The 20,503-nt window shown below is 69.9% G+C and carries 20 protein-coding genes and 2 pseudogenes; 9 read left to right on the top strand and 13 right to left on the bottom strand.

Features of this window, described 5'->3' with window-relative positions; genetic code table 11:
- Positions 1-18: 18 nt before the first annotated feature.
- Positions 19-1,131 (top strand): annotated as a pseudogene (locus VHB92_RS06505) (sulfate/molybdate ABC transporter ATP-binding protein); the annotation flags it as partial.
- A gap of 4 nt (positions 1,132-1,135) precedes the next feature.
- Positions 1,136-2,158 carry a GTP 3',8-cyclase MoaA gene (gene moaA, locus VHB92_RS06500; protein WP_325452604.1) on the top strand — a complete coding sequence of 341 codons (1,023 nt, stop codon included), beginning with the start codon at positions 1,136-1,138 and terminating at the stop codon, positions 2,156-2,158.
- On the opposite strand, the gene VHB92_RS06495 is transcribed toward moaA, so the two are convergent.
- Positions 2,145-2,618: a molybdenum cofactor biosynthesis protein MoaE gene (locus VHB92_RS06495; protein WP_325452603.1), complete on the bottom strand. Its 474-nt coding sequence runs from the start codon at positions 2,616-2,618 to the stop codon at positions 2,145-2,147. The two genes, moaA and VHB92_RS06495, sit on opposite strands and share 14 nt — an antisense overlap.
- Entirely contained in the window at positions 2,615-3,856 is a 1,242-nt protein-coding gene (locus tag VHB92_RS06490; RefSeq protein WP_325452601.1) for a ThiF family adenylyltransferase, read from the bottom strand. Before VHB92_RS06490 ends, VHB92_RS06495 begins: the two co-directional genes overlap by 4 nt.
- Positions 3,857-3,971: 115 nt before the next feature.
- Between VHB92_RS06490 and glp the strand changes: the two genes are divergently transcribed.
- The 4 genes from glp (at position 3,972) to VHB92_RS06470 (ending at position 7,023) form a co-directional block, all read left to right on the top strand.
- The gene (glp, locus tag VHB92_RS06485; protein WP_325452599.1) at positions 3,972-5,303 is read left to right on the top strand and encodes a gephyrin-like molybdotransferase Glp; all 1,332 of its coding nucleotides are present in this window, start codon (positions 3,972-3,974) and stop codon (positions 5,301-5,303) included.
- Between the two features lie 132 nt (positions 5,304-5,435).
- Positions 5,436-6,029 (top strand): molybdopterin-dependent oxidoreductase, encoded by a 594-nt coding sequence (locus VHB92_RS06480; RefSeq protein ID WP_325452597.1) that lies wholly within the window; start codon positions 5,436-5,438, stop codon positions 6,027-6,029.
- Entirely contained in the window at positions 6,026-6,769 is a 744-nt protein-coding gene (locus VHB92_RS06475; protein WP_325452594.1) for a ferredoxin reductase, read from the top strand. Before VHB92_RS06480 ends, VHB92_RS06475 begins: the two co-directional genes overlap by 4 nt.
- Entirely contained in the window at positions 6,766-7,023 is a 258-nt protein-coding gene (locus tag VHB92_RS06470) for a DUF6510 family protein (RefSeq protein WP_325452592.1), read from the top strand. Before VHB92_RS06475 ends, VHB92_RS06470 begins: the two co-directional genes overlap by 4 nt.
- 68 nt (positions 7,024-7,091) lie before the next feature.
- Here VHB92_RS06470 and VHB92_RS06465 read toward each other — a convergent pair whose 3' ends face one another.
- The gene (locus VHB92_RS06465; RefSeq protein ID WP_325452590.1) at positions 7,092-7,751 is read right to left on the bottom strand and encodes a helix-turn-helix transcriptional regulator; all 660 of its coding nucleotides are present in this window, start codon (positions 7,749-7,751) and stop codon (positions 7,092-7,094) included.
- 90 nt (positions 7,752-7,841) lie between these two features.
- On the opposite strand from VHB92_RS06465, the gene folE reads away from it, so the two are divergent.
- Both folE and VHB92_RS06455 read left to right on the top strand, forming a co-directional pair.
- Positions 7,842-8,543 (top strand): GTP cyclohydrolase I FolE, encoded by a 702-nt coding sequence (gene folE / locus VHB92_RS06460; protein WP_325452589.1) that lies wholly within the window; start codon positions 7,842-7,844, stop codon positions 8,541-8,543.
- Between the two features lie 64 nt (positions 8,544-8,607).
- Positions 8,608-9,741, top strand: coding sequence for an NAD(P)/FAD-dependent oxidoreductase (locus VHB92_RS06455; RefSeq protein ID WP_325452587.1), 1,134 nt, complete (start codon positions 8,608-8,610; stop codon positions 9,739-9,741).
- Positions 9,742-9,868: 127 nt separating this feature from the next.
- Here VHB92_RS06455 and VHB92_RS06450 read toward each other — a convergent pair whose 3' ends face one another.
- Positions 9,869-10,222, bottom strand: coding sequence for a YciI family protein (locus tag VHB92_RS06450; RefSeq protein WP_325452585.1), 354 nt, complete (start codon positions 10,220-10,222; stop codon positions 9,869-9,871).
- A gap of 246 nt (positions 10,223-10,468) precedes the next feature.
- Positions 10,469-10,639, bottom strand: coding sequence for a hypothetical protein (locus VHB92_RS06445; RefSeq protein ID WP_325452583.1), 171 nt, complete (start codon positions 10,637-10,639; stop codon positions 10,469-10,471).
- Positions 10,640-10,908: 269 nt separating this feature from the next.
- Between VHB92_RS06445 and VHB92_RS06440 the strand changes: the two genes are divergently transcribed.
- Positions 10,909-11,466 (top strand): hypothetical protein, encoded by a 558-nt coding sequence (locus VHB92_RS06440; protein WP_325452581.1) that lies wholly within the window; start codon positions 10,909-10,911, stop codon positions 11,464-11,466.
- 99 nt (positions 11,467-11,565) lie between these two features.
- On the opposite strand, the gene VHB92_RS06435 is transcribed toward VHB92_RS06440, so the two are convergent.
- From VHB92_RS06435 to VHB92_RS06400, 8 genes and pseudogenes are all read right to left on the bottom strand, one after another.
- A complete protein-coding gene (locus tag VHB92_RS06435; RefSeq protein WP_325452579.1) occupies positions 11,566-12,165 on the bottom strand; it encodes a GNAT family N-acetyltransferase in 600 nt (199 codons plus the stop codon).
- Between the two features lie 109 nt (positions 12,166-12,274).
- The gene (locus VHB92_RS06430) at positions 12,275-13,579 is read right to left on the bottom strand and encodes a multidrug effflux MFS transporter (protein ID WP_325452663.1); all 1,305 of its coding nucleotides are present in this window, start codon (positions 13,577-13,579) and stop codon (positions 12,275-12,277) included.
- Between the two features lie 638 nt (positions 13,580-14,217).
- On the bottom strand, positions 14,218-15,129 hold the full coding sequence (locus tag VHB92_RS06425; RefSeq protein WP_325452577.1) for a 1-phosphofructokinase family hexose kinase: 912 nt from the start codon (positions 15,127-15,129) through the stop codon (positions 14,218-14,220).
- Positions 15,130-15,327: 198 nt separating this feature from the next.
- Complete coding sequence (locus VHB92_RS06420) at positions 15,328-16,536, bottom strand: ROK family transcriptional regulator (protein ID WP_325452575.1); 1,209 nt, start codon at positions 16,534-16,536, stop codon at positions 15,328-15,330.
- A 69-nt stretch (positions 16,537-16,605) separates the two neighbouring features.
- On the bottom strand, positions 16,606-18,039 hold the full coding sequence (locus VHB92_RS06415; RefSeq protein ID WP_325452573.1) for a GH1 family beta-glucosidase: 1,434 nt from the start codon (positions 18,037-18,039) through the stop codon (positions 16,606-16,608).
- A gap of 280 nt (positions 18,040-18,319) precedes the next feature.
- Positions 18,320-19,435, bottom strand: coding sequence for a Gfo/Idh/MocA family oxidoreductase (locus tag VHB92_RS06410; protein WP_325452571.1), 1,116 nt, complete (start codon positions 19,433-19,435; stop codon positions 18,320-18,322).
- Positions 19,428-20,222, bottom strand: coding sequence for a ThuA domain-containing protein (locus VHB92_RS06405; RefSeq protein WP_325452569.1), 795 nt, complete (start codon positions 20,220-20,222; stop codon positions 19,428-19,430). Before VHB92_RS06405 ends, VHB92_RS06410 begins: the two co-directional genes overlap by 8 nt.
- 144 nt (positions 20,223-20,366) lie before the next feature.
- Positions 20,367-20,503, bottom strand: a pseudogene (locus VHB92_RS06400) (sugar phosphate isomerase/epimerase); the annotation flags it as partial.

The following is a 20,503-nucleotide window of genomic DNA, read 5'->3' as shown; positions in this document are numbered from 1 at the left end:
GCGAACGTCGCCGCCCGCCGCGGCGCCTTCACGCTGGCCGTCGACCTGCACGCGGCGTCCGCGCGCACGCTCGCCGTGCTGGGCCCGAACGGCGCAGGCAAGTCCACGCTGCTCGATGTGCTCGTCGGACGGCTGCGACCGGAACGCGGCGAGGTGCGGGTCGGCGACCGTGTGCTCTCCGACGCGGCCGAACGCATCCACGTTCCGCCCGAGCGACGCAGGGTGGGTCTGCTCAGCCAGGCGCCGTCGCTGTTCCCGCACCTCTCGGCGCAGGAGAACGTGGCGTTCGCGCCGCGCGCGGCCGGGGCATCCCGCATCGGCGCGCGAGAGGAGGCGGTGCGCCTGCTGGATGCCGTCGGCCTGCGCGGACTGGAGGACCGGCGCGCTGCACGGCTCTCCGGCGGGCAGCAGCAACGCGTCGCCCTGGCCCGGGCGCTGGCGGCGCGGCCGGACGTGCTGCTGCTCGACGAGCCGTTCTCCGCACTCGACGTTTCGACGGCCGCGGACATGCGGATGCTCACGGCCGAGACGCTCGAGAGAACCGGCACGACCGCCGTCGTCGTGACGCACGACGTCGTCGACGCTCTCTCCCTCGGGCACTCCTGCGTCGTGCTCGACGCAGGGCGGGTGGTCGACGGCGGCGACCTGGCGAGCGTGCTGGGCATGCCGCGGTCGCCGTTCGTCGCCGCGCTGGCCGGCATGAACCTGCTGGCCGGGGCGGCGGCAGGCGACGGCGTCGTGCACACGGATGATGGCCGGGTTCTGCGAGGGCACGAGATCGGCGTCCTCCGCCCCGGCGACCGCGCCTTCGCGGCCTTTCCACCGGCGGCGGTGCGGCTCGAGCACACGGGCGTGGTCGGATCGGCCCCGTCGGCAAGAGTGACGCACCTCGCGGCCATGGTCGAGGGATGGGAGCTCGGAACAGCGGGCATCCGCGTGCGGTTCCGCGACGGGCTGCTCGCCGACGTTCCGCCCGCCGAGTTCGCTTCCCTGCGGCTGCGGCGCGGCGATCGCGTGCGCCTCGTCGTGCCGCCGGAGGCGGTGAGCGTCTATGCGGCCGGTGAACCCGTCTGCGGCGCCGACGAGACATCCGCGACGGTGCACGACGTCGGGCGCGGGCGGTTACGGTGATGTGGTGGGTGCGGAACGGATCGGCGACCGGTACGGCCGTGAGCTGCGCGATCTGCGCATCTCGCTGACCGACCGCTGCAACCTGCGCTGCGTGTACTGCATGCCTCGCGAGGTGTTCGGCACCGACCACGTGTTCCTCCCCAAGGACCGGCTCCTCACGTTCGATCAGATCGAACGCATCGCACGCGTCGCTGTGGCCGGCGGTGTGCGAAAGCTGCGCCTGACCGGCGGCGAACCGCTGCTGCGACCGGGCGTCGTCAGTCTCGTCGAACGTCTCGCCGCTCTGCGCCAGCCGGACGGCGCACCGATCGACATCGCGCTCACCACGAACGCCACTGGCCTCAGTCGCCTTGCGGCGCCGCTCAAGGATGCCGGACTGAGTCGCGTGACGGTGTCGCTCGACAGCCTCGATCCGGAGACGTTCGCACGCATCAGCGACACGAAGCTGCCGCTGTCTCGCGTGCTGGACGGCATCGACGCGGCCAGAGCGGTGGGCTTCCCTGTCAAGATCAACACGGTCGTGCGGCGCGGCTTCAACGACGAAGAGCTCGAGGCGATCGCCGAGCGCTTCCGTGGAACGGGTGTCGCGGTGCGGTTCATCGAGTACATGGATGTCGGCGCGACCAACGGCTGGCGGCTCGACGACATGGTGCCCTCTGCCGAGGTCGTCGAACGGATCGGGCGGCGGCATCCGCTCAAGCCCGTCGGGCAACGGGGATCCGCCACCGCCTCCCGCTGGGAGTACGTCGACGGCTCCGGCGAGATCGGGGTCATCTCCAGCGTGACGGAGCCGTTCTGCGGCTCGTGCACGCGTGCGAGGGTCTCGGCCGACGGCCGCCTGTTCACGTGCCTGTTCGCCTCCGACGGCATCGACCTGCGCCCCGCCGTCGACGACGGAGACGAGGCCGTCGCCGACGCGCTGTTCGGAACGTGGAGAACGCGGGACGACCGCTACTCGGAGCTGCGCGGAGCCCAGACGATGGAGCGCCCGCGTCCTCGCGTGGAGATGTCGTTCATCGGAGGCTGACCGAGGCGGGCCCTGCGCTGCCGTGATCGAGGCCGACCCACTCGGAGTCGCCGTCGGAGAAGCGCTGTCGCTTCCAGATCGGCACTCCTGCCTTGATCTCGTCGACGAGCGTCGCGCACGCGAGGAAGGCCTCCCGCCGATGCGCGGATGCGACGGCAGCGATCAGCGCGACATCGCCCACCTTCAGCGGGCCGACGCGATGGGCGGCGGCCACGCGCAAGCCGGTCGACGCCGCGACACGCTCGCAGCACTCACGCAGGAACCGCTCGGCGTCGGGATGCGCGGAGTACTCGAGGGCCGTCACCGGCCTTCCGCCGTCGTGGTCGCGCACCACGCCGAGGAACACGACGACGGCTCCGTCCGATGCGGCGCCGACGGCATCCCGCACCGCCGCCTCATCGAGGCGTTCGTCGCTGACCGACGCCAGCGCGACGAGCCCTTCGCCCGCTGCGGCGCTCATGCCCTCACCATCCCGGAGGAAGACGAACTCCGCCCTCGGCGAGCCGATGCCGAAGCCGCGTCGAGCGCGAGCGTTCCGCCCTGCAGCGAGCGCACTCCCGTCACTCCCGCTGTGGCGAGCGCGAGCACGGCGCGTGCCGAACGCACGCCCGCGCTGCACACGATCACCACGTCGGCGCCTTCGGCCAGCCGGCCGGCCAGCGCCGCTGCATGCCCGCGCAGCCGCTCCGATCCGGCTTCGAGCTCGGTCATCGGCACCTCGAGCGTGTCCGCCGCCTCCGTGAGGGGCCGCTGCTCGCGCTCCTCCGGAGTGCGCACATCCACGAGCACGGGCGGGTTCGCTCCGCCCAGTTCGGCGAGCAGGGCCTGCGCGGTGACGGTCGCCACGTCATCCGTGTCTGCGGAAGGCTCGCGGCGCTGGGGGCCGGATCCCCGACCGGTGTGGTCGGTGAGACTCGCGACCGGCGGCGCATCCGGGCTCGCCCGGAACTCCACCTCTCGAACGCGGGCCGATCGCGCGTCGTAGGAGAGCATCCTGCCGATCAACGGCTCGCCGATGCCCGTGATGAGCTTCACGGTCTCGGCCACCACGAGTCCTCCGATCACGGCGCAGACCGAGGGGAGCACGCCGCCGATGGAGCAATCGAGCACGTCAGCGGCGTCCGGAGGCATCGGGAACAGGTCGCGGTAAGTGGGCCCGGCCGGCCAGGAGACGCCGATCTGGCCGTCGTAGCGCAGCACCGCTCCCCAGACGAGCGGCATGGATGCGAGCACAGCGGCATCGCTGGCCAGGTAGCGGGTGGCGAAGTTGTCGCTGCCGTCGATCAGCAGGTCGTACTCGCGCAGCAGCTCCTCCGCGTTGTCGGCGCAGAACGTCTCGGGATGCCTGCGGAATCGGATCGCAGGATCGATCGCGGCGACGGTGTCGGCCAGCGAGTCCACCTTCAGCCGGCCGATGTCGGCCAGTCCGTGCGAGGTCTGGCGGTGCAGGTTGGACAGCTCGACGCTGTCGGCGTCCACCACCCCGATCGTCCCCACGCCGGTCGCGGCGAGCGCCGGCACGATGGCGCTCCCCAGGCCGCCTCCGCCGATCACGAGCACGCGCGCGTCGGCGAGCGACAGCTGGGCAGCCGCACCGAAACCGGGCAGCACGAGCTGCCTGCTGTACCGTTCGCTCGCCTCGCTGCTGAGCCGTCGCGCGGCCTGCTCGCCGCCCGCCGGTGAATCCTGCTGGAGCATGTGCCTCCCGGTCGTCCGCCGTGTGACGATCCTACGAGCAGTGACGTCGCAGGGTCGCGCCTGGACTCCTGGCAGGTGCCGCGCGGGCGCGGGTGGTCGCCGCTAGCGTTGGCTCATGGTCCCGTCCGAGCACGCCGGCGATCCGTCGGAGGATACGTCGAACCTCCCACCTGCCGAGTCGCTCACCGCCGAGCCGCTCACCGTCGAGCAGTGGCAGGAGCGCGTGCTCGCCTCGGTCGGACGAACGGGCGATGAGACCGTGCCGCTCGCGGATGCCCAGGCACGCACCGTGGCGGTCGACGTCCGTACCAGGCATCCCGTTCCGCTCTTCGACAACTCGTCGATGGATGGGTACGCGGTGCGGCACTCGGATGTGCGCGGTGCGACGCCGGAGCATCCGGTGCAGCTCGTCGTCGTGGCCGATGCGCCGGCCGGCTCAGGTGCCGATCCCGTGTTGCCAGCGGGTGCGGCGGTGCGCGTCATGACCGGTGCGCCCGTGCCGTCGCAGGCGGATGCCGTGGTCCCGGTCGAAGACACCGTCGAGCACCACGACGCGGGCCGCTGGGTCGAGCCGACCGACCAGGTGGCGAGTGTGCACGTGCTCGCGGAGCCGGTGCCTGGCCGCTTCATCCGTCGAACGGGCGAGGATGCCGAGAGCGGCACGACCGTGCTGCACGCCGGTCGGGTGCTCACCCCCGCCGCCCTCGCCTCCATCGCCGCCGCCGGCTGGGACGCCGTGCGGGTGTCGCGGCGTCCCCGTGTGGTCGTCGTCTCCACCGGAAGCGAGCTCGTCGCCCCGGGAACGCCGCCTTCCCGCGGCATGATCCCCGACTCCAACACGGCGCTGCTCACCGCGCTCGTGCAGGATGCCGGCGGCGTCGTGGTGGATCGCGCACTGGTGTCCGACGACCCGGCTCGCCTGCTCGCGTTGCTCGACGCCCTCTCCCCCGACCAGGTCGACGCCGTGGTGCTGTCCGGCGGGGTGAGCGCCGGCGCCTTCGACGTTGTCAAGGCCGCGCTCACCGACCACGGGTCCGTCACGTTCGCGCGCCTGGCCATGCAGCCGGGCAAGCCGCAGGGTTTCGGCCGACTGGCATCCGGCATCCCCGCGTACTGTCTGCCCGGCAACCCGGTGAGCTCTCTCGTGTCGTTCGAGCTGTTCGTCAGGCCGGCGCTGGCCGCGATGCTCCGACGCAGCGTGACGCGGCGTGAGGTGCTGGAGGCCACGGCCGGTGCCGGCTGGTCGTCGCCGGCAGGGAGGCGGCAGTACATTCCGGTCAGCGTCGAGCACGACGGCGGCGCACCCGTGGTGCGGCCGTCTGCGGCAGGCGGATCCGGCTCGCACCTCGTGGCGAGCCTCGCCGCGGCCGAGGCGCTGGCGGTCGTGGCGGAAGGCGTGACGGAAGTCCGCCCTGGCGACCGCGTCGGCATGCTCCCCCTGGCCTGAGGGCGCGTCATTCGCTCCGCGACTGTTCCGTCACGACGTGTGGGTGGAGATACTGGGCAGAGATACTGAACGGGGATACTGAGAGAACGTGCGACAAGGATGCCGCTGAATCGATCGGAAGGCTGGACGAATATGGCGCTCATCACACGGGGATTCGGCGCAAGGGGCCACCAGCGTGACACCCGGCTTCCACCCGGTCAGACGCAGGTGGAGGACTGGCCCGTGCTCACCGCCGGGGCGACGCCTCAGATCGATCCGGAGATCTGGGAATTCACGGTCACCACAGAAGACGGCAACGTCGTTCGCTGGGACTGGGACTCCTTCCGCGCGCTCGGACTCGAGGACTTCACCGTCGACATCCACTGCGTCACGCACTGGTCCAGGCTCGGGATGTCCTGGCGGGGCGTGCCCCTCGACCGCGTCTTCGAGCATGTTGAGACGTCGTACGACTACGTGATGGCGCACAGCTACGGCGGATACACCACCAACGTCCCGCTCGACGAGCTGCTCGACGGCCAGGCCTGGATCGCGTTCGAGGCCGACGGCGAACCGCTCGAGGCCGAGCACGGCGGACCCGCGCGGCTTGTGGTGCCCCATCTGTACTTCTGGAAGAGCGCGAAGTGGGTCAGCGGACTGGAGATGATCCCGCAGGACGAGCCGGGGTTCTGGGAGGAACGCGGCTACAACCTGCACGGTGATCCCTGGACCGAAGAGCGCTATTCGTGATCCCGCACGCTTCCTGGCACGTCGCGACGGTGTCCGACACCAGGCAGGAGACGCCGAACGCCCGCAGGATCGTGCTCGACATCCCGGACTGGCCGGGCAACGAGGCGGGCCAGCACGTCGACATCCGGCTGACGGCCGAGGACGGCTACCAGGCGAGCCGTTCGTACTCGATCGCCTCGTCGGGGGACGCGCGTTCGATCGAGCTCGCGGTGGACCGCGTGCCGACCGGCGAGGTATCACCGTTCCTCGTGGACGACCTCATGACGGGCGACGCTCTCGAGGTGCGCGGCCCGCTCGGCGGCTGGTTCGTGTGGAGGCCGGGGCAGGCATCCGAGCGGCCCGTGCAACTCATCGCCGGCGGGTCGGGCGTTGTGCCGCTCGCTGCGATGGTGCGCGCGCACCGGGCCAGCGCGGATGCCACGCCGTTCCGCCTGCTCTACGCCGTTCGCGGCCCCGACGACGTCTTCTTCAGGGAGGAGCTCGCACGGGAGTCGGACGACGACGGCCCGGGCGCGGTGCGCGTGGACTTCGTGTTCTCCAGGCGCACGCCCGAGGGGTTCCCGCGCCCGGCGGGACGTCTCACGCGAGACCTCCTCGGCGAGCTCGTGCTGCCGCCCGAGCGGAATCCACGCGTGTACGTCTGCGGGGCGACCCCGTTCGTCGAGCAGGTGCTGTCGTGGCTGAGGGAGCTCGGCCACGAGGTCGACGACGTTCGGGCCGAGCGATTCGGAGGTTCATGATGCAGAAGCTCGACGGCAATGTGCTCGCGGGCCCGTTGTCGCAGGTGATGGCGGGCGACGTCACGTCCGCACGCGCCCGGTGTGTGTACTGCGGCGACGTCGCCGCCGTCGCCCAGGCCGTGGTCTACGCGGACGGCGTGCGCTTCGTCGCCAAGTGCAGGCGATGCGACGGCGTGCTGCTGACCGTCGTGGACGCCGGCGACGACATGCGGCTGACGATGACCGGTGTCACCTCGCTCACGCTTCCCGTCTGACTGCTGACCGCTCGGCGCCTACCGCACGAGCGTCGTGACTGCTCGGTCGAACGGCATGCACTCGAACCTCAGCTGTCCGGATGCACCACGACACAGCACCTGCCGTTGTCGGGTGCCAGCTCGGCGCGCTCGGGATCCTCGCCCGATCCGCTGAGGATGCCGCGGATCAGCGAGTGGTTCATGCCGCACACGAGCGCGGTCTGGTGCTGAGCGACCTGGTGGAACGGGCAGTTGCGCATGACGAGGTCGCCCTCGCCCACGACGGCCGGTTCGTAGCCGCTCGCCCGCAGGCATCCGACGAACTCTGCGCCCTCCTGCCCCACAGACACGCCTTCGTCGTGTGCCGCACGGTTCAGCGCCGCGCGCACCTCTCCCGTCGGATCGGCGGCGGCGGCACTCGCGAGCAGGCGCGCCAGCAACGCGTAGCTGCGCGGCGGGACGGACACCGCGATCTCGCGGTCCGATCGCGCGTAGCGCTTCGCCGGACGCCCCGCGCCTGGTCCGGTGCGGTCGTTCTGCCGCGCGAAGCTGACCTCGAGTAATCCGGCATCGGCGAGCCGGTCCAGGTGGTAGGCGGCCAGCGTGCGGCTCACGCCGACGGCCCGCGCCGCCGCATCTCTGCCCACCGGCGCGCCCTGACCCGCCACGTACTCGTAGAGCGCGTTGCGCACCGGGTCGGCGAGCGCGCTCAGTTCCGCGATTCGGTCGTCGGAGGGTCGGTCGTCCACCACTCCATTCTATTGACAATCGATCTTGACAAAACCCTCTGCGACGATGAATCTAAAACTGACGAATTCATTTTTAGACGCGAGGCGACGATGACGACAGTAGAACCGGCGGTGGCGACGAGCGAGGAGATGGCGCAAGGGATGCCCGCGGAGGCTCGTGCATCACACCACCGGGTCGCCTCGGCCGGGCACTCCGCCGGCGGCAACGTCGCGCCCCTGCGCGTGGTTCCCGCCGACACCCCCGACCTCGCACGGGCCGAGCGCGCAGCGGAGGAGTTCCTGCTCGCCCTCGGCGTCTCGCTCGACGGCGAACACCTGAGGGCCACGCCCGGCCGCATGGCACGCGCCTGGGCAGAGATGATCACGCCCCGCCCGTTCGACCTCACGACGTTCCCCAACGACGAGGGCTACGACGAGCTCGTGCTGGTGCGCGACATTCCCGTGCAGTCGCTGTGCGAGCACCACCTGCTGCCGTTCACGGGACGCGCCTGCGTCGCCTACCTCCCCGGAGAGCGCATCGTCGGGCTCTCCAAGCTGGCGCGAGTCGTCGAGTACTTCGCGCGCCGCCCGCAGACGCAGGAGCGACTGACCAAACAGGTCGCCGAATGGCTGGATGAGCACCTGAGCCCGAAGGCCGTCGGAGTGGTCATCTCGGCGGAGCACACGTGCATGACATTGAGGGGCGCGCGAGCAGCCGGCACGTCCACGACCACGTCAGCGCTGCTCGGCGGCCTGCGCGACGACGCCCGCTCCAGGCAGGAGTTCCTCTCGTTGTGCGGCATCGCATCCTGACCGTCGAACCTGCTCCGTGGCGACGCGGAGCTCCACATCACCATCGCATCAGCAGGAGGACCTCGTGAGCACACCGGAACGCGTCGTCATCGTCGGCGGCGGTCTCGCAGGAGCGAAGACAGCAGAAGGCCTCAGGTCTCTCGGCTACGACGGGCAGCTGACGATCGTGGCGGCTGAGAACCACCTGCCATATGAGCGCCCGCCTCTGTCCAAGGGCTACCTGGCGGGCACCGCGGCCTTCGCCGACGCCGTCGTCCATCCGGCCGCCTGGTACGCCGAACATGAGGTGGACCTGCTCCTGGCGACCAGGGCGACGGATGTCGACGCGGTGGGTCACAGAGTGAGGCTGCAGTCGGCGCCCGCGCTCGAGTACGACAAGCTCGTGCTGGCCACCGGGTCGATCCCGCGCAGTCTGCGTGTTCCCGGCGCCGATGCGCAGGGCGTGCAGATGCTGCGCACGATCGAGGACTCCGAGGCCATCCGTGACGTCTTCGGTGCCCAGCATCGTTTGGTCATCATCGGCGGGGGCTGGATCGGCCTCGAGGTCGCTGCCGCAGCCCGAGACGCGGGCACCGAGGTCACTGTCATCGAAGCGCTCGACCTACCGCTGCTCAACGTTCTCGGGCCTCAGGCCGCGGCCGTGTTCGTCGAGCTGCATCGGGCACACGGCGTCGATCTGCGGCTCGGGGCCCGATTGGCCGAGATCACCACCGATGCCGGCGCCGCTACGGGCGTACGTCTCGACGGGGGCGAGACGATCGGCGCAGACGCTGTGGTGGTCGGCGTCGGCGTGGCGCCCGACGTCGCACTGGCGGAATCCGCGGGACTCGAGCTCGGGAACGGAGTGCTCGTCGACGCCACCCTGCGAACCAGCGATCCCGACATCTACGCCGTCGGCGACATCGCCAACCACGATCATCCCGTGTTGGGGCGGCGCGTTCGTGCGGAGCACTGGGCGAACGCTCTCAACCAGCCCGCCGCCGCTGCCGCGTCACTCCTCGGCGACGGGACGCCATACACCGCGCTTCCCTATTTCTACAGCGATCAGTACGACCTCGGCATGGAGTATGTCGGGTTCGCGCCCAACGGCACGTACGACCGCGTGCTCGTGCGCGGCGATCTCGCCGGTCGGGAGTTCGTGGCCTTCTGGCTCGACGCCGCCGACCGCATCCTCGCCTCGATGAACGTGAACGTGTGAGATGTAGTCGACCAGGTCACGCCGCTCATCGCCGAGGGACGACGGGTCGACCCGGCGAGACTCGCCGATCCTGCAGTGCCGCTCTCCGAGCTGTGATCCATGAGCGGCCTGCAGGAGCCGGCCTCGGTCAGTGCACGACGAGCGGCATGACCTCGACAGCGCTGTGGTCGGCGCGTGCTTCTGCCAGCAGGCTCGCGAGAGCCACGGCATCCGACTTCTCAGGCACGTCGACGAGGTAGAAGCCGCCGAGCATCTCCTTGGTCTCGGCGAACGGGCCGTCCACGGCCGTCGGTTCGCCTGAGCCCCCGGCACGCACCGTGGTCCACGTGCTGCGACCCTCCAGCTGCCCATCGGCGAGGATGGCATCCCTCGCCTCCTCGCGGAAGCGGCGGTGCCCGGCATCGATGGCCGCCCAGTCCTCCGGGCCCATCGCGTTCCACCGCTTCTCGTCACCGCTGATCGCGATCAAGAATTTCGACATGTGATCGATTCCGTTCTCTTCGTCTCCGGCCGGAGCCCCTTCATGGCTCCCGCACGCCGTCATCCACACGTCGAACGACGTACACCGTTTTCGACAGCCCTCGTCCGCTTCCAGTCGTTCGGGCGTTCAGCGGTTGCCTGAAGGCGGGTGACGACGCCAGCCTCCAGCGGTCGGACCGGGGGCGGCGGTCCGCGGAACCGCATGTAGGACGTCGACGTGGGCGTCGACGATCGAGAACTCCGGCGGTCAGTCGAGCTTCGTCAGCACGTGCATCGGGATGGCGAACGAGAGCGCCATGGCGACGATGCCGCCGAAGAACGTCAGGCCCTGCCACGCCGTGAGCTCGGGCGCGTAGCCCATCAGGGCCATCCCGCCGAGGAACAGCACGCCTGAGACGATCAGCGCGATCACATTCATCCGGAACACTCCCACTCCGCCCCTTGCGGGGCACCCGTGCCTCGTCGTCCAACTTACCGGCTTCCGGCGGAGTCGATGTCGGGCGACGGGGGCGGAATGGGGGTTCTATCCGTGAGGGATTCTCGCTAGTGTTTCCCTCACGGGTGACGAGCCCGCGGTCGGTGACCGCCTTGCGTCCCCTCGTCTGCGGCCACGGCGCCGTGCCGATCGCCGCCGGAGGGCGGCTTCCACTACTGATGCAAGTCCCCTGATGAGGCGGAGGAGCTTCTGTGCTTTCCGAGCAGGTGATGACGACGGAGACCCACGTGCTGCGTCCTCATCGGCACCTGCTGTCCAGCGGCCTGATCGCCGCCCTCGCCCTCACGACGCCGCTCTTCGCCGTCGCATACTGGCTCACGATCGGCGCGGGCACCTGGCCCATCGTGCTGGCCGTGCACGTTCTCGTGGCTGTCATCGCCGTGCTCGCCGTGCTGCAGTTCCGGCGAACGCGCGTGCTGGTTTCGCCGCAGGGCATCTGGGAACGCGGCTTCCTCGGGCGGGTGTCCTCGATCGCCGACGACGAGATCGGGTCGCTCTGCCTTGTCGAGCTGTACCGCGACAACGCTCTCGACACGCAACCGAACCTCTTCGTGCTCGACCTGTCCGGCGTGCCTCGCATCCGGCTCCGTGGTCAGTACTGGTCGCGCGTCGACATGGAGGAGCTCGCCGACGTGCTCGACCGCCCGCTGGTCAGTCCGGCGGACTCCGTGACGCTGTCCGAGATGCGTTCGACGCAGCCCGGATGGCTGTACTGGTTCGAGCGCATCCCGCTGTTCGCCTGGTTCTGATCGGTTCCGCTCGGCTGGCTGCCACCGGCGAAGGGCCACCCCGCCGCGCCCGTCGCGCATCGCCGATCCATCGGCGTGGTCGGCAGGCAGGCAGCCCGCTCAGACGACCGCGTCGGTGTGCAGACCCACCCTCGTTCCCGCACCGGACGCAAGCGGCGTGAAGCCGAGTCGACGATAGAACGCGCCGGCGCTGACGTTGTCCGCACCGTATTCGAGCCACACACCGGGAACGCTCCGCTCGCGAAGCGACGAAAGGAGCGTGCGCACGAGCCCTCTGCCGAATCCCTGCCCCTGCAGCTCGGGAAGCAGGTCGATGTGCAGGTGGGCGGGGAACTCTGTCAGCTCGGGGATCAGCATCCGCTCCGGCCGGCTCGCGTCGCGTGCGAAGCGTGCCGTCGGAGTGTCGGCGTCGTTCGGCGGGTACTTCTCCAGGAAGCCGGGCAACCAGTCCGACCTGAGGCGCTCGACGAATGCTGCCGTGTCGGCGACCCCGAGGATGTAGCCGCGCGCGCGACCGTCCACGTCGACGACGAACGCGGTCTCGGGCGCGAGATCCACGTACGGCAGGGCGTAGATGTCGGGCAACAGGTCGTCGTCGTCGAGCCAGCCGGTGGCATCCTGACCCGACCTGCCGGTCTTCAGGCAGATCTCGTAGATGTCGTCGCGATCGCTCGCGCGGTACGGGCGGATGTCTGCCACGATTTCCCTTCTGTTGTCGCGTCCCTGCATGTGGAGTCCCGGTTGTCGCATCCGGTCTGACTGCCCGGCGGCCCGTCCATGTGTACGACGGACGGCGCGGTAACCGCGACTAGTGTGCCAGGGCGGGCACGGTTCGGGGCCTGACCACGAACCAGAGCGAGCACACCGAGACCAGCGAGCACGCGAGCATCACGATACCCATGGGCGCGGCGCTGGCCACGCCGAGCAGCCCGACGAGCGGGGAGATGACCCCGGCGATCGCGAAGTTGGATGCGCCCTGCAGCGACGCCGCCGTGCCCGCCTCCGCGCCGTGGCCGTTGAGGGCCAGCACCTGCACGCACGGGAAGCCGAACCCGCACGAGGCGATGAAGAACCAGAGCGGGATGATGACGCCCCAGATGCCGCCGGCGCCGGTGCTGCCGAGGATCGCGATGAGCGCCGCCGAGACGGTCATCGTCGCGGTCGAGACCGCGAGCACCCACTGCGGGCCCACCAGCTTGGCGAGCCGCGCCGCGGTCTGCACGCCGATGATGATGCCGACCGAGTTGGCCGCGAACAGGGCGCCGTACTGCTGAGCGTCGAACGAGTAGACCATCTGGAAGACGAACGAACTCGACGAGAGGTATGCGAACAGGCCGGAGAAGTTCATGGCGCTGACGATCACGATGCCCACGTAGATGCGGTCGCCGAGCACCGACTTGAAACGCTGTCCCACGCTCGTGTGACCGGCGGCCTGCCTGGCCTCCGGCGGCCGGGTCTCGACGATCCAGAGCACCAGACACGTGAGCATGACGGCGCTGTATCCGGCGATCACCCAGAAGATGCCGCGCCACGGCATGATCAGCAGCAGCTGGGAGCCGAGCACGGGCGCGATGACGGGCGCCAGGCCGTTCACCAGGGCCAGCCGCGACAGCATGGTCACCAGGCGGTGCCCGCTGAACAGGTCGCGCACCATGGCCATGGCGACGACGCCGCTGGCAGCGGCGCCCAGTCCCTGCAGCAGGCGGAACAGGCTGAGCAGCTCGACGTTCGGCGCCAGTGCGACCCCGACGGATGCCAGGATGTGCACGGCCGTCGCGAGGATCAGCGGCATGCGCCTTCCGACCTTGTCGCTCCACGGGCCGACGATGAGCTGCCCGAGTCCGAACCCGATCGTCGTCGCGGTCAGCGTGAGCTGGATGACGGCCGTCGAGACGTGGAAGTCGGTCTCCAGCTTCGGCATCGACGGCAGGTACGTGTCCATCGTGAAGGGCCCGAGCGCGGTGAGCGCGCCCAGGATCAGGATGTAGGAGAGCCGCTTGCGGGTCGGCAGCGCGTCGCCCGGATGCACCACCGACGATGGTGCCGCCACCGGGCTCCTGCGTCCCCTGCCGCGCGAGGCGGCCTCGATCGTGGGGATGCCGCCGGTCGGCATGCCCGCCGTGATCCCGATGACGGGCACGCCCGACGTCTGCGTCGCAGCGAACTCCCGGGCTCCGTCGGCGGACGCCCGCGCGCTGTCGTGGTGCTCGGCGTGGGCGTGTCCTGCCAGGTGCGAAGTGGCGACGCCCTGCTCCCTGGCGCCCTGCTCCCTGGCGGCCTGCTCTCTGGCGATCGCGGGCTCTGCCGACGGCCGCGTGGCATCCGGGCGATGGGCAGGATGCTGTCGCGCGCTCTCGCGGGCCGACGAGTCGGGAACGACGGGAATGGGTCTGGTGGCGGTAGAAGACATGGCTGTTCGGTGGAATCGATTTCGTGGCAGAGGTGCGTGAAAGGGAGCGTGACTGGTCCCGGTCTCGGATCCGGGCTCGCCCGGATCCTGCGGTGGCAAACGCTGGCGGTGCACGCGAGTCGGCGAGGTGCACCGGCACGCGTTGCGGCGGGACGAGTGGTTCAGCTGGTGGTGCAGGCGGTCGAAGCGCGAAACGACGCCGTTCGATGAGGAGCGGCGTCGAATCGATTCGACACCATCCTATCGGATGCCTCTGGGTGAAATGCCACCACCCACGCGCGAATTTTGCTCAGCCGACCGGGCGTATTCCTTGCTGAGCCGGCCGGGCGCGCGTTCGCTGCTCAGCCGGCCTTGCGGGCGTCCTCCGGCGCGAGCCGTCCTTGTCCGGGCACGAGTGCATTGCGCTCTCCCGCCGCGGCAGCCGAGGCCAGCGCATCCGCGACGGTCTCGCCTCGGACGAAGGCCGCCAGAAGGCCGCCGAGAAAGGCGTCGCCGCTTCCCGCGGGAAAGCGTCCCCGGCGCGCCGGGACGGTCACCGCCGCCTCGACCCCGCCGATCAGCGCGGCGGCGCCGGCGACGCCATCGGTGACGACTGCGTCGCATCCGTACCTGGCGTGCAGTGCGAGGCACGCGTCACGGGCGGAGTCGAGCCGTGCGTCCAGCAGTTCGGACGCCTCCCGCCTGTTCACCTTGATGAGCCCTGCTGCCGGCGCCGTCGCGCGCAGTCCGGCTCCCGAGCCGTCGACGACGACCCGGGCGCCGGCCGCCGTCAGCCTGGAGAGCAGAGCTCCGAGCTCCTCGAGCGGGACGCCGGGCGGCACGGAGCCGCTCAGCGCGACCCAGGGCGCCTGCGGACCGTCGTGCTCCGACACGGTGGATTCGACGGCCGCGGCGTACGCACTCCACTCGTCGCCGTCGAACGCGGTCGCCGGTTCGTAGAGATCGGTGCTCGTCGCGGACTCCGCGCGCTCGACGACGGCGACGCACGTTCGGGTGACCCGACGGAGCGGAACGATGGTCGCCTGCACGCCGTCGTCCGCGAGCATCCTCGCCACCCAGTCGCCCGTCGGGCCACCCAGTGCGGCGACTGACCGCACCTGCGCGCCGAGTGCGCACGCGGCCCGCGCCACGTTGAGCGCCTTGCCGCCTGCGACCCTCGTCACGGCGAACGGCCGCGTGATGTCGCCGACGTTCAGCTCGTCGACCTCGTAGGTCACGTCGAGGCTGGCCGACATCGCGAGCGTGATGATCATGAGCGGCAGCCTAAGACCGCGCCGACGTGAGCCAGCATGCGACGAGGAGTCCGAGCAGGTGCGTGATCAAAACGCCGGTCCGGTCACTGCGGGATCCGTCGACGCCGATCGCTCGACGCGTTAGCCGAGAGCGTCGGATCGAGCGTGCCGAATCGACCGCGTCGGACGCGCCCGCCCGGTCCGTGCGTATGAGCTCGGTCAGCGCTGGATCATCGTGGGGTCGGCGATGAGCCGGCTGAACGCCAGCTCGGCAGCCCCGACGATGAGCACACCGCCGCCGAGCTCGGCACGCACGATGTCGACGTGCTCGGCGGATGCCGCGAGCGACTGCGACCGCACCTCGGCATCGAGCACCTCGGGTGCCGCATCCAGCAGCACGCCGAGGAACCCGCCGAGCACGACCCGGCGCGGGTTCAGCACGTTCACCGCATTCCGGATGCCGATGGCGAGAAACCGCAACTGCCGCTCCACCTCGGCACGGCCCGTGGCATCCAGGTCACCCGCGGCCTCGTCGAGCTCCTCGGGGTCGCCGATGCCGAGCGCCTCGAGAAGCCGAGCCTGCGACACCTCCGTTTCGAGGCATCCGATCGCGCCGCAGTGGCAGCGGGCGCCGGCCGAGTTCACCAGCGTGTGGCCGAGCTCGCCCGCGTAGCCGAAGCTTCCCGCGAGCGGCATGCCCCTGGCGATCACGCCGCCACCGATGCCTCCTGAGCCGCCGTTCAAATAGATGAGGTCTTCGATGTCGCGCCCTGCACCGAAGAGGTGCTCCGCGTTCGCACCCAGGCTCGCGTCGTTCGCCACGACCGCCGGCAGGCCCGTTGCTTCCTCCAGGAGCGCGGCGAACGGCTCGTCCACCCACTCCAGGTGCGGCGCCATCCGCACGACGCCGTCGGCCTCGCGCACGCTGCCGGGAACGGCGGCGCCGATGCCCGTCGCGCGCAGCCCGGAGTCGAAGAGAGCCTTGAAGCCGTCGAGCACGTTCGCCACGATGCGCGCCGCTTCCGCCGCCGTCGGCGGCTGGGACGTCGCGTGCCTGACCCTGCGATGCACCGTGCCGTCGAGGCCGACGAGTCCCACCGTGACGGAATCGACTTCCGGGTTCACGGTGACCACCACGACGTGCGGGTTGGCGACGACGATCGGGCTCGGCCGGCCGACCCCTGTGGACTCGCGCGGCTCCTCTTCGGAGACCAGGCCGAGCGCCGAGAGCTCCGCGACGAGCGCACCGATCGTCGACCTGCTGAGGCCCGTGGCCCTGGTGAGCTCCGACCGGGAACGTCCCGAGTTGCCGTGTACCAGCCGCAGCACCGCGCCCAGGTTGTGCTGCCGCACGCCGTCGAGATTGCTCCCGAGCGGAGGACGCACGGGCACGGCATCCGGCGGCAACGCCGAGAGGGCTTCGGTCACGCAGGAAGCATAGTGGCATTCACGTTCGGGTACCGAACTTATTGCGGACGCATGGATGCGCCCGCTGCCCTACTCCGGAATGCGCCGCGTGGCTGCGAGCTCCGAGTACCACTGCGAGCTGTCCTTCGGGATCCGGTCGAGCGTGTCGTAGTCGACGCGCACGATCCCGAACCGCTTGGAGTAGCCGAAGCCCCACTCGAAGTTGTCCATCAGCGACCACACGAAGTACCCGCGCAGATCCACGCCGTCCTGCAGCGCCCTGTGCGCAGCCGTGATGTGGCGACGCAGATAGTCGATGCGGTCGGCGTCGTGAACGGTGGGTCCGCCTTCGTCGTGCGAGACGACATCCGGGAACGCGGCGCCGTTCTCCGTGATCATGAGCGGCTGCTCCGGGAACTCGTCGCGGACCGAGGTGAGCAGGTCGTACAGACCTTCCGGCTCGATGTTCCAGCCCATCTCGGTGTAGGGGCCGGGCTGCTCGAGGAACTCGACGCGGTCCGCGCCCGGCCACGGCGACGCGCCGACATCCTTGTGCCCGTCGGCGTGCTGACGCTCGCCACGGCCGTCCCACAGGCGCACCCGGTTCGTCGAGTAGTAGTTGATGCCGAGGATGTCGATCTTCTGGTTGATCGTGTCCAGGTCGCCCGGTTGCACGAACGACCAGTCCGTCAGCGACTTCGTGTCCTCCAGCAGGTCGGCCGGGTACTCGCCTTTCAGCATCGGATGCGTGAAGGCCCGGTTGCCCAGCGCGTCGATCTGGCGCGCGGCCTCCTGACCACTGTCCCCCTCCGGCCGGATCACGTGCAGGTTGAGCGTCACCGAGTACTGCGGGTCGTTCGACACGGTCGCGCGCAGGGCCTGCAGCGCGAGCCCGTGGCCCAGGTTGAGGTGGTGCACGGCGCGCAGGGATGCCGCAGGGTCGGTGCGCCCCGGTGCGTGAGCACCCGAGGCGTAGCCGAGGTACGCGGAGCACCACGGCTCGTTGAGCGTCGTCCACACGGCGACGCGGTCGCCGAGCCGCTCGCCGATCGCCGCCGCGTAGTCGGCGAAGGCGAACGCCGTCGCACGGTTCGGCCAGCCACCCTCGTCTTCCAGCACCTGCGGAAGGTCCCAGTGATACAGCGTCGCCACCGGCGTGATGTCTCGCTCCAGAAGCCCGTCGACCAGGCGCGAGTAGAAGTCGACGCCCACCGAGTTGACCTGGCCGCGGCCGGTCGGGATGATCCGCGGCCATGCGATGGAGAACCGATAGGCGTGCAGGCCGAGACGCTTCATGAGATCGAGGTCGGCCTCGAGGCGGTGGTAGTGATCGTCCGCGACATCCCCGTTGTCGCCGTTCCACACCTTGCCGGGCGTGTGGCTGAACGTGTCCCAGATGGAGGGAAGCCGACCGTCTTCCCGCACGGCGCCCTCGACCTGATACGACGCGGTGGCCGAGCCGAACACGAACGAATCGGGGAACTGCAGACCGCTGTCGCGGAAGTCGTCACTGCCTTGAGTCATGTCTTTCCTGCCTGTCGGCGTGCATGCTGGATGCCGCTGGTATCGAGTGAGTGGGAGCACGAGCGCGTGAGAGCGCTCTTTCTCCCGCCACCCTAGCGCGGCGGATGACGACACGAGGTGCGGGAATCGAAACGATTCGTGCCGAGTGCTGCCGTCACATCCGGGTGAACTCAGCCGATTCGCGTCAGCGCTCGAGCCCGCCCTTCTTTGCGACACGCACGCCGCTCCGGACCCGATCACGCCTGCAGAGGGCGAGCGGGTCCGGAGCGGAACGGCGTGCCTACCAGGTCGCGGGCGTCGAGTCGAGCGGAACCGGCGCCGGCCGCTCGACCGTGCTCTGGATGTCGACGACCGTGTGATCCGCGGCAGCGCGCAGGATGGCGTCCATCACGTCGAGCACGTGGAACGCCAGTTCGCCGCTCGCGCGGTGCGGCCGGTCCGTCTCGATGGCCCGCGCCATGTCGGCGAGACCGAATCCGCGGCCCGAGTCCGCCCAGCCCGCCGACATCGGGATGGACTCCCATTCGCGGGTCGTCGCCGTGGCGATCTCCACGTCGCCGTCGAACCGGTTCGGGTCGGGCACCGCCATCGTGCCGTCGGTGCCGAACACCTCGAACAGCGGGGCACGGGACTTCCACACGTCGAAGCTGACCGTGATCGTCGTCGTCAGACCGTTCTCGTGCTCGAGCAGCGCGCTCACGTGGGTGGCGACATCCACCGGGATGGCCGTGCCGGCGAGCGGTCCGGTGGCGACCGTGCGCTGCCGCTGCGAGGTGGTGGCGACACCGGACACCCGGGCGATCGGTCCGAACAGCGTCACGATGCTCGTCAGATAATAGGGACCCATGTCGAACAGTGGGCCGCCGCCCTTCTGGTAGTAGAAGGCGGGGGCGGGGTGCCACAGCTCGTGCCCAGGGGCGCTCCAGTGGATGGCGGCCGCGATCGGCTGGCCGATGAGGCCCGCGTCGAGCGCCTGCCGAGCGGTCTGGATGCCGGTGCCGAGAACGGTGTCCGGGGCACTCCCGACGCGCAGCCCCTTCTCGGCCGCGAGGGCGAGCAGGGGCTCCGCCTCCTCCGGCGTCAGCGCCAGCGGCTTCTCGCCGTAGACATGCTTGCCCGACTCGAGCGCACGGATGCCGATGGCAGCGTGCGCCTGCGGAATCGTCAGGTTGAGCACGGCGTCGACGTCGGGATCGGCGAGCAGCTCGTCGACGCTCAGGGCGCGAACGCCCTGCTCTGCGGCGACCTCGCGTGCACGCTCCTCGTTGACGTCGGCGACCGCGACGAGCTGCAGATTGGGCAGCTTCGGGATGTGCGTGAAGTACTGCGCGCTGATGTTGCCGACGCCGATGACCCCGACGCGCAGAACACCGGATGCCTCCTGAGGCTCACTCATCGCCGGCCCCCGTTCCCTGTCCGTTGGCACCGGTGAACGCACCGGACTCGACATCCGCGGCGCTCGGAGCCGGCTGTCCCGATCCACGGGCCGCCCACAGCATGCCGCGCTCGATGATGCCGCGCACGTTCGGGTCGTCGACCACGTCGAGCTTGTGCCCGGGCGCGGAGACAAAGATGCGGCCTTCGCCCCACAGCCTCGTCCAGATGGCGGGAGCCGTGACCGGGCGGTGCCAGGCATCCCAAGGCCGCACCGACTGCGTGGTGGTGGCCAGCACATCGTTCAGCTCATCGCTCAGCACCCAGTACTGCTCGGTAACGAGGTCGAAGTCTTCGACTCCCGCGGTGATCGGGTGCACCTTGCCGAGCTCGGTCATGTGCACCGTGTACGGGATGTAGTTGTCGGACTGCTCGCCCGCCAGCTCCTCCTTGGGCGCTTTGGAGGCGTGGTGCGCGAACTGGCCGCCGATCATGTGGAGGTAGTCGGCGGTGTTGCGGTAGGAGTCGGCGATGCCGCCGTGCCATCCGGCCATTCCCATCCCGTTGCGCACGGCACGATCGAGGCCGGCCATCTCCTCCTTCTCGATGGTGTTCATGGTGTTGATCTGAACGAGAAGGTCGACGGTGTCCATATAGGACTCGTCGGCGTAGATCGCGGGAGACTCCTCCACTCGCACCTCGAAACCGTTGGACTCGAGGAACGGAATGAACGATTCCGTGGTCTGGACGGGCTCGTGCCCGTCCCAGCCGCCGCGCACGATGAGCGCGCGACGTGTTGCGTCAGTCATATCAAGCTTTCTGTTCTGTGGTTTACCGGCCTGTGCCCGTCGAGCGCCACCGAGACTACGGAAACGCCGGTAAGGCTATTGCGGATGTCCGTAGCCTCGACGTGCGATCGGTAGTCTCGGCGCGAAAGGCTGTCGAACGAGCGGTCAGCGGCTCTGCGAGAACGCCGCGTCGAAGGCCGCGGCCGGGGGCGTGATGGTCGCGAGCTTGCGGACGAACTGCAGGGCCTCGGGTCCGCCGACGAGGCGGTCCATGCCGGCGTCCTCCCACTCGACGCTCGTCG

The sequence above is a fragment of the Humibacter sp. genome, assembly GCF_035547335.1.
Classification (GTDB): domain Bacteria; phylum Actinomycetota; class Actinomycetes; order Actinomycetales; family Microbacteriaceae; genus Humibacter.
The sequence above is the reverse complement of the archived record's forward strand: the minus strand, read 5'-3'. Positions and strand labels throughout refer to the sequence as shown.

Bases quoted from the DNA above. Each gene is read 5' to 3' on its own strand.
- VHB92_RS06495 (WP_325452603.1), bottom strand. From the start codon at position 2,618: ATGAGCGCCGCAGCGGGCGAAGGGCTCGTCGCGCTGGCGTCGGTCAGC.
- VHB92_RS06490 (WP_325452601.1), bottom strand. From the start codon at position 3,856: ATGCTCCAGCAGGATTCACCGGCGGGCGGCGAGCAGGCCGCGCGACGG.
- glp (WP_325452599.1), top strand. From the start codon at position 3,972: ATGGTCCCGTCCGAGCACGCCGGCGATCCGTCGGAGGATACGTCGAAC.
- VHB92_RS06480 (WP_325452597.1), top strand. From the start codon at position 5,436: ATGGCGCTCATCACACGGGGATTCGGCGCAAGGGGCCACCAGCGTGAC.
- VHB92_RS06470 (WP_325452592.1), top strand. From the start codon at position 6,766: ATGATGCAGAAGCTCGACGGCAATGTGCTCGCGGGCCCGTTGTCGCAG.
- folE (WP_325452589.1), top strand. From the start codon at position 7,842: ATGACGACAGTAGAACCGGCGGTGGCGACGAGCGAGGAGATGGCGCAA.
- VHB92_RS06450 (WP_325452585.1), bottom strand. From the start codon at position 10,222: ATGTCGAAATTCTTGATCGCGATCAGCGGTGACGAGAAGCGGTGGAAC.
- VHB92_RS06445 (WP_325452583.1), bottom strand. From the start codon at position 10,639: ATGAATGTGATCGCGCTGATCGTCTCAGGCGTGCTGTTCCTCGGCGGG.
- VHB92_RS06430 (WP_325452663.1), bottom strand. From the start codon at position 13,579: ATGCCGACCGGCGGCATCCCCACGATCGAGGCCGCCTCGCGCGGCAGG.
- VHB92_RS06425 (WP_325452577.1), bottom strand. From the start codon at position 15,129: ATGATCATCACGCTCGCGATGTCGGCCAGCCTCGACGTGACCTACGAG.
- VHB92_RS06415 (WP_325452573.1), bottom strand. From the start codon at position 18,039: ATGACTCAAGGCAGTGACGACTTCCGCGACAGCGGTCTGCAGTTCCCC.
- VHB92_RS06410 (WP_325452571.1), bottom strand. From the start codon at position 19,435: ATGAGTGAGCCTCAGGAGGCATCCGGTGTTCTGCGCGTCGGGGTCATC.
- VHB92_RS06405 (WP_325452569.1), bottom strand. From the start codon at position 20,222: ATGACTGACGCAACACGTCGCGCGCTCATCGTGCGCGGCGGCTGGGAC.